The following is an 8,508-nucleotide window of genomic DNA, read 5'->3' on the forward strand; positions in this document are numbered from 1 at the left end:
ACTTCAAATAAACCAGATAATCTTTGGGAAGAACACAAAACACGATCATTAGGTGATGATTTGTTGAGTACAGACCAGGTAATTACAAGTTGTGAATCTGTGATTCTACCTCAATTCGCTTCGTCAATCTGGCTTGGTAATGTTTTAAACCGTAAATCTGTAGCAGAATGTAAATATACCCCTATAATAGGTCCTAAAAAAAATATAACAATATCTTTATCCCTACCTAACACAACTTTTTCAGAGATAAATTCCCCCTCTCTTTTAACATATAGCAAATACTTACAACAACAAATTAAAAAAGCAACATTCTCACAAATTCCAGAGTCTCAGTTTTCAATTAACCAATTCACATATTATGATGAAATCAAAACGGCAATAGGAAATAACACGAATATAAATTTCCTTTTCGGAGGAAGCGGTAAATCCTCAGATCAAACAAACTATCATATACATAAAATGACAGGACTGTATATTAAGTTCTGGCAAACTAGTTTCACAGCAACAATGGATGACCCTGATATACCATATTCTACCCTGCAAAAAGAGTATGAAGATTCAGCAGTATTCATCAATAGCATTACATACGGAAGACTTGGTATTATGGCAATTGAAACTAATGAGGATTTTGAAGTGGCTAAATCATTACTCCAGAAATCATTCCATGCTCTAATGGTAGGAGGAAGAAGTTCGTTAACCAATCAAGAACAAAAATTCTTAGAAGAATGTGATACACGAGCATATATACAAGGGGGAGAAGGAAGTAGTGCTGCCGAGAGTCTAACAGGACTTGAAGCTTTTTTAAAATATGTAAAGAATGAGAAATTCTCAACAAAACAACCAGGAGTCCCTATATTCTGCACATTTGAAAATGTTAGTGACAATTCTTTGTCCAAAATTCATTTTAAATTTCACATAAGAAGAGAACCTATTTATGTAGAACTTATAGACAGCATAAATACAGCTGTTACAGGAGAACTGCATCACTTAAGCTTAAATTTTTATAAAAATTTAGCACGATTCCCAGAACTGGCAAATCCCTCTATAAAGTTTAAAATCGAAATGGAAAATACTGATGGAGTAACTACTAGCAATCCTATTATCAGAACTTTTCAGAATCTCAATAGTGAAAAGGGTATAAAATTATTTTCGTATCTAGGAAGTTATAATAAAGTATATCGCATTTCTAAATATACTCAAATTTCAAGTAAAATATACACAACAGCTAAACTCTGCAAAAGTCCATATTATAATATTATAGGTAATAATCCCCAAAAAATATACTTCAATGATAAAAATGAAAAATAGTTTAATCTTCATTATTACGGCAATTTTATACTTTAGCTGTACTAAGGATACAGAAAATGAATTGGACGTTGTCCAAACCAAGCATGAATCTTTTATTTATAAAAACCCTGTTATTAAACTAAAAACTTACAGATTATCATACAACATGTTATCTGAAGATATAGAAAAATATATGGCTAAAGGGAAATATATATCAACACGAACAGCCAATTCCCAAAATACTTTTGAAGAGGAAAAATCTACTAATGAGATAATTGTTTTATCAGAATACGCATCAAAAATATGGCTTGGTAATGTTTTATCAAGCAATTCTATTGTACAAGGAGAGTTTAAGCCTATCAATGGGAAAAAGACTCCAATAAGAATATCACTTACACTCCCAGGAACATCATCATCCATAATAGAGAAACCATCGTTTTCAAGATATAACCAATACATCAAAAAGGAGGAGATTAATGGAGACTTTAGTCAAAATGGAGAATTTACCTATTCTATAGAACAATTTACATCTTATGATGAATTAAAAATGGCATTTGGCTATAATACAAATAATCGTTTTCTATTTTGGGGAGATAACAATAATACGCAAAGAGAAGACCATAAAGTTTCAAAAGCAACAGGACTATACATAAAATTTTTCCAAAAGAGCTTTACTGCAAATATGGATTATCCATCAACAAAATATGCTCTTGTCCCTACAGAGATGGAAGATTCTGCAATATATATTAATAGCATAACTTATGGACAATTAGGAATACTTGCCCTAGAAACTAACTTTTCAGCAGACTATGCTAAAGAAAATATTTCAAAATGCTTTCACAAAATATTTAGTAACAAACATACTAACTTTACACAAGAAGAAACTAGATTCCTTAACTCTTGTGAATTCAAAGTTTTATTACTAAATGGAGGAAATACAACTTTCACCCAATCTTTTTCAGGAGTAGAAGGATTCATAGAACATATTAAAAGAAATGAATTTTCCACTCAAAATCCAGGAACTCCAATATTTTGTTCATTTGCACGTCTTGCTGATAATACACCTCTCTATATAAAATTTAAATATACAATTAATAAAGAACCTCTTTACATTGATATCGTTGATCATAAAACTGGAGAATTCGCTCATGATTATTCTATATACTTCTATTCTGACAAAAAGAGGACTCCAGCAATAGCACCCCCAAATATCAAATTTAACTTTGAAAAAAGAATAAAATATGAAGACCCTGATATAAGATTTAGAGATACTACTTTTATTGAGACTTTTCAGAACTTTGATTCAAATAAAAAAATTCAAGCTTGCAAATTTGTTGAAAAAAAAGATTTTTTCACCTTTAGTGGTAGATCAAGAGATGGATTTGAGTTCGATAGAAATACATCATATATAAATGAAACCTTATTAGATAGTAAAGACTACAAACTTTTAAAAATATGGACTATACAAGATGGAATAATACCTGATAGCATCGCATATTTATTTGATAAAAAGAACAATGAGACATCTACAGAATTTCTCCAAAATGACCAATACTCAATATACCGTAAGAAATTTGGTGAGGGAAGAGAGAGAGGAAACAAGGAACGGCATTCTTTTTTTGGTAATCAAAGGAGAGAATCATTCGACCCTATCTTCAATGTCAATAATAATAGAAATTCTAATAAAAGTGTTTTTGGCGGGCACAGATAAGTTCCTATAATATATTATTTATAGCGACAAAAGCAAATCATAAGAGCAAAATTAGAACATAGCAAAGCTTGTTCTGCATACAACCTCTATTCCATGAGGAGTTAAAATAGTTTCTCCAATACATGTTTTTTGCGTTATCACATTTTTAGTGTAACTTTGCAGGCAAGTATTAAATCAGACAATTATGCAAGACTTAGTAATTTACAATACACTGCATCGTAAGAAGGAATTGTTCCAACCCATCGCTGCACCTAACGTGGGTATGTATGTCTGTGGTCCTACTGTTTATGGCGATCCACACCTTGGGCATGCGCGTCCTGCCATCACTTTCGACCTCTTATTCCGCTATCTGAAGCATATCGGGTATAAGGTTCGTTATGTTCGTAACATCACTGACGTGGGGCACTTGGAGCATGATGCCGATGAGGGGGATGATAAGATTGAGAAGAAGGCACGGCTTGAGCAACTCGAACCAATGGAGATTGCACAATATTATACCAATCGTTATCACGATGCTATGCATGCATTGAATGTTTTGCCGCCAAGTATTGAGCCGCATGCAACGGGGCATATCATAGAACAGGAGGAGCTGGTGAAGCAGATTATGGACAATGGTTATGCTTACGAAAGCAATGGTAGCATTTATTTCGACGTGGCTAAGTATGACAAGGACCATCATTATGGCGTATTGTCAGGGCGTAATCTCACCGATATGATTAATAACTCTCGTGAGTTAGCAGGCGTTGGTGAGAAGCATAATCAGGTTGACTTTGCATTGTGGAAACGTGCTATGCCCGAACATATCATGCGTTGGCCATCGCCTTGGAGTAATGGTTTCCCGGGTTGGCATTGTGAGTGTACAGCTATGGGGCGCAAGTATTTGGGCGATCACTTTGATATTCATGGTGGCGGTATGGACTTGATATTCCCGCATCATGAGTGCGAGATTGCACAAGCTGTAGCTTCACAAGGTGATGAAATGGTGAAGTATTGGATGCACAACAACATGATTACGATCAATGGACAGAAGATGGGTAAGTCGTTGGGCAACTTTATTACGCTCGAGCAGTTCTTTACTGGCAAGCATGACACGCTCACGCAGGCTTACTCGCCAATGACAATTCGTTTCTTCATCCTATCTGCTCACTATCGTGGGACTGTCGACTTCTCTAACGAGGCATTGCAAGCTGCAGAGAAGGGATACGAACGTTTGATGAATGGTATTGAGGATTCGGCACGCATTCAGCCATCGGATGCATCGGACGAGAATACGAAGAAGTTTGTTGCTAGCTTCCGTCAAAAGTGTTACGATGCGATGAATGACGACTTAATGACGCCTGCTGTCATCTCTAATCTGTTTGAGGCTTGCCACTTGGTAAACGTTCTTATCGATCACAAGGCACAGATTTCTGCCAATGACCTAAAGGAACTCACGGAGACTATGCAACTCTTTGCTTTCGATATCTTGGGGCTCAAGAACGAGCGCAGTGCTAATAACGATGCACGCGAAGAGGCATACGGAAAGGTTGTAGACATGGTACTCGATCTTCGTGCAAAGGCTAAGGCTGAGAAGAACTGGGCGGTCAGCGATCAGATCCGTGACGCATTGGCTGATGCAGGTTTCCAAGTGAAAGACACTAAGGATGGTGTTACTTGGAAACTTGACAGATGAATTGAAAACTTCAGACTATTTCATTGATGAGCGTAAATGCCGTTTGTCAGTGGAGTAAGCGGTAAATAAAAGGATAATGAGTGAGCCCTAAACAGTGTGTCGCTCGTATTCATTCCTATAAGGATAGATATTCTTAGTATGTGTTAGCGGTAATGTGCAGTGTATTAGGAATATCTATCCTTATTTTTTATTCAATTATTAGGGTGATAATAACCGCCTAAGCAATATGAAACGAACAAAGACTCTTCTCCTTTCTTGCTTGATAACCATGCTGGTAGGGCTTGGCTTATTCTTTTGGTTGCTTCCTTCTAAGCAGACCGCTAAGCCAGTAACGATTGAAGAAGACTCGGATTCAGTTGTTTTCGTACAGCCGAAAGCTGTTGTAAATGACACGACAAAAGACATAAATGTCATCAGAGATTATTATCGTCTCTATCTTAAAAGAGCAAATGGTCAGGATATTTCTATCCATGATGAGCGTAGGTTTCTCACGCAGACATTGATAGATAAGCTGTGTTATTGCGGTGGAACTAACTATTTACCTTTGTTCCCACTTGAAGACAATAGGGACCCAAGATGGTCGTTGGATAATTTAAAAATACGCTCTGAGGGTGGAAACTGGTATAGCATACAGTTATATGATCACAAACTAAAGAGCAATTGCAATCTTGCTTTGCGAATGGTAACTGACAAAGATGGGCAGAGAAGGATTGGTTATGCCTATCAATATGGTCAAGCTTCGGAGTTTTCGGATGCAGATATTTATAAGAAACTTGTGAAGATGGATGAACATCCAAAAGATGAAATCGCTTTTCTAAAGGCTTTTATCCGTTCTTATCTCTCGCTGAACCTAACGATAGACCTCGATGCACCTGCTTATAGAAAGTATCTTTGTGATAAGTTTGTGAAAGCCGGAGAAGGAGTCTATAAGAACAAGTATTCAGGTAATTATCAAATAGACTGGTTGGATAGTCCCGGTATTGATTATCTTTCAGATATTCCTTCCTTTTCCATTGTTCCCGATAAGGAAGGGGAAGGATACTTTGTCATACCAGAAGGTGTGGCTACTTACGAAGGATATTATGTGAATGTTGGAAAACGAAACGGGCATTATTATATTATGCAATACGGTACAACAGCCCCAGATATAGAACCATCGGACGATATTGAACCGGTAACTATTGAAGGATAGTGACAGAGTAGGTCTGAGTAAGATAGGAGACGGAGCCTTTTAATGTGTTGTAAATGCCATTTTTACAAACGTAACAGTATGTGTTAGAAGTATAATAAATCTGTTTTCCGAATTATTTTCATGAAGAAAAATATTTCTTTTCATGAAAATAAATTCTTCTTCTCGTGAAAATATTTTCTTTTTTGTATGAAAGTAAATCAGTAAAGATTAGTTTCTAAGTTTTAGAGTTTGGTTTTTACCTTTTTATTCCTTTGCTTTTTGCATTTTAAAACTGAGTAAAGTTACCTTGTTTTGCAGCTTATTATATTCGTTATAATGAACATAATGTCTCCTTTTTTGTCATCTTTAGAGGTACTGTTGTTATACCGCACGTGTCGTGTTGATGGTTAGCACGAATGGTGCGGATGGCTAAACACCTCGCAATAGGCTATTAATGTGGAATTAATTTAATGTCAGAAAAGAGTTGTATTACGTAAAAGTAACTAACATTATTTGGTTAGAGGAGGTTTGTTTTATCAAAGGTAATACCATAGAGGTTAAGGGGCATAAAACGAAATGTAACAAAATGGAAGATGATAGAAAACGACTATATACGTTGATATTCAAATAGTTAGGGAGAATTTAGAGAAAGGAGACTTGCAAAACGAAATGTTACATTGCGTTACATTCGTGTTACATTTAGGGGATTATTTGAACAGTGTTTGAAGCATAAATGTTACATGGGTGAAAAATAGGGCTACATGAGACGGCGTTTTGATTGAAGACGGGTAATTTGTAACATGAATACGATAGAGGACGTCACAGGCGAAGGAAAAGGCTTTATCGGGTGATTTGAGAATGTTTGAAGTATGGCAGAAGCAGTTGCATCCTGCCTTTTATTTTATCGCAAAGAATAAAATATAAATCATTAAAATATCGTATATAATTATTATTTTGTATATTTGCAGCAAAAAGGAGTAAATATGACGAAGGTAATACATGTGCAATTGATGCAGGGACGAAAGAATTATTACTTTGGCTCAATTCCTGCGATTTACAGCGTTTTGACGGCTGAAGATATAGGTATTAAGCAAAGCTCGCTGGAGCGTGTAGGACTGAGCAAGGGAGGGGTTGTACTGAACAAAAAGGCTTGTATCAGGGCTGGTGAGCTTATACGCTCAAAGATGACAAAATAAGGGTATGTATGAACAGCTAAAACGCTGATTGAACGATAGTTGAACGGCTTTCAATACGTTTTTGAACGGTTGGAAGCCGTTTTTGCGTTTTATTGGGTCATAAAAGGTGTGTTTTTAGGGTAAAAAATGGGTTTGGGTGGACACTTGGGTGGACGATTGGGTGGACACGATAAAACGAAATGTGTAACAAGGGTGGACATTAGGGTGGACACTTTTTATATGTTTTTGACCACATTCACCCCCCTAATAAAGACGAAAAAAAGCGGATAGAACCCATTTTTTATCATTTACACCCCCCATTTATTCCGCATAGTGAGGGGTATAATGTCATTTTTAACTATACCGCTTTTTATCCGAAACCATTGTATTTACAGGCTTTCCCGACTTATTTAGGCTCAAAATAGGTGTAATTTTGTGCGTGTGTCCCTTTTTAGTGCTATTCAAGGCGTATAATGCCTATAACGAGTCCCACGGAGTAGATCTCTGTGAGTGGTAGTTCAAATGCATCATAGTCGGGGTTGTCAGATATAATACGTATGTGTTGTTCGTCAGACCCTGGCTTGATACGCTTGATGATGGCACCCTGCTCCGTGTCCAACACGTATGGTCTATTCCATTGAAAGAATAATGAAGACATAGGTATGCGCTGACATGCTACTATGTCACCAGACTTATAGGTAGGAATCATTGAGTCTCCACTGACAGGAATAAGGAAGTCGGCATTTCTGAAAGCAGGCACCACATAGTGTTCGCACTCGTATTTGAGTACAGAAACTTCTCCCTTTAATGCACCCGCCATTGCGCTAAATGGTATAAGAGGTATCCCCTTCTGTGGGTTTTCAACATGCTTTGCTGTTTGGATGCTTGATGTACTCGGTTGTGCTGCTACGTGTGACTTATCCGTTTCTGTTTTTACCTCATTATTTAGATCTGAGTACTGTAGAATTAAGTCTTCGTCATCTATCCAAATTTTGGGCTTTGCAGTTGTTCGGAACACTTTATTACCACGAGATAAGAATAGCCATTCTGGTGAGATTTCATAAAAGTCACACATTCTTGCCAGCGTTTCTGCAGAGGCATTCATTCTTCCATTCAGAATTTCTGAAAGTTTAGAAGGAGTCATTCCTAAAGATTCTGCCAAGCCTGTCTTGCTGGATATAAGATCATTCATTAGAATTGCATTTACGGCTGTATGAAACCGTTTGTTTATTTCCTCTTTTGTTAATATGCGCTCGTAGAGTTCCATATTTCTGAAATTAAATTTGTATTTTTTCTGAATTTTGTTTGTTTATTTACAGAATTTCTGTATATTTGCAGCGTGTTAAGTTTATTAACAGCGCCCAAAGATACAAAAAAGGGGCGTGATAGAAGAATGTTTTATTAAAAATATAAAAGTATGAAAACTTACGATGTGTATTTTGATGATGAAATGAGTAGCAACAATATAGGCTTTAAGTCAAGTTATGAATAT

General features: G+C 36.4%; 6 protein-coding genes. 5 read left to right on the forward strand and 1 reads right to left on the reverse strand.

The window, feature by feature from the left end; translation table 11 throughout:
- The 5 genes from O3603_RS11645 to O3603_RS11665 form a co-directional block, all read left to right on the forward strand.
- A partial coding sequence (locus O3603_RS11645) for a thiol-activated cytolysin family protein (protein WP_371522986.1) occupies positions 1-1,308 on the forward strand: 1,308 nt, incomplete at its 5' end.
- The gene (locus tag O3603_RS11650; RefSeq protein WP_371522988.1) at positions 1,289-2,998 is read left to right on the forward strand and encodes a thiol-activated cytolysin family protein; all 1,710 of its coding nucleotides are present in this window, start codon (positions 1,289-1,291) and stop codon (positions 2,996-2,998) included. The genes O3603_RS11645 and O3603_RS11650, both read left to right, overlap by 20 nt.
- 184 nt (positions 2,999-3,182) lie before the next feature.
- Entirely contained in the window at positions 3,183-4,670 is a 1,488-nt protein-coding gene (gene cysS, locus O3603_RS11655; RefSeq protein ID WP_371522990.1) for a cysteine--tRNA ligase, read from the forward strand.
- Between the two features lie 226 nt (positions 4,671-4,896).
- Positions 4,897-5,862 (forward strand): hypothetical protein, encoded by a 966-nt coding sequence (locus O3603_RS11660; protein ID WP_371522992.1) that lies wholly within the window; start codon positions 4,897-4,899, stop codon positions 5,860-5,862.
- Between the two features lie 962 nt (positions 5,863-6,824).
- Positions 6,825-7,037, forward strand: coding sequence for a hypothetical protein (locus O3603_RS11665; RefSeq protein ID WP_371522994.1), 213 nt, complete (start codon positions 6,825-6,827; stop codon positions 7,035-7,037).
- A 436-nt stretch (positions 7,038-7,473) separates the two neighbouring features.
- Here the strand turns inward: O3603_RS11665 and O3603_RS11670 are convergent, their stop codons facing one another.
- Positions 7,474-8,208: a LexA family transcriptional regulator gene (locus O3603_RS11670; protein WP_249117912.1), complete on the reverse strand. Its 735-nt coding sequence runs from the start codon at positions 8,206-8,208 to the stop codon at positions 7,474-7,476.
- Positions 8,209-8,508: the final 300 nt, after the last annotated feature.

The sequence above is a fragment of the Prevotella sp. 20925_1_30 genome (assembly GCF_041433025.1).
Lineage (GTDB): Bacteria > Bacteroidota > Bacteroidia > Bacteroidales > Bacteroidaceae > Prevotella > Prevotella vespertina.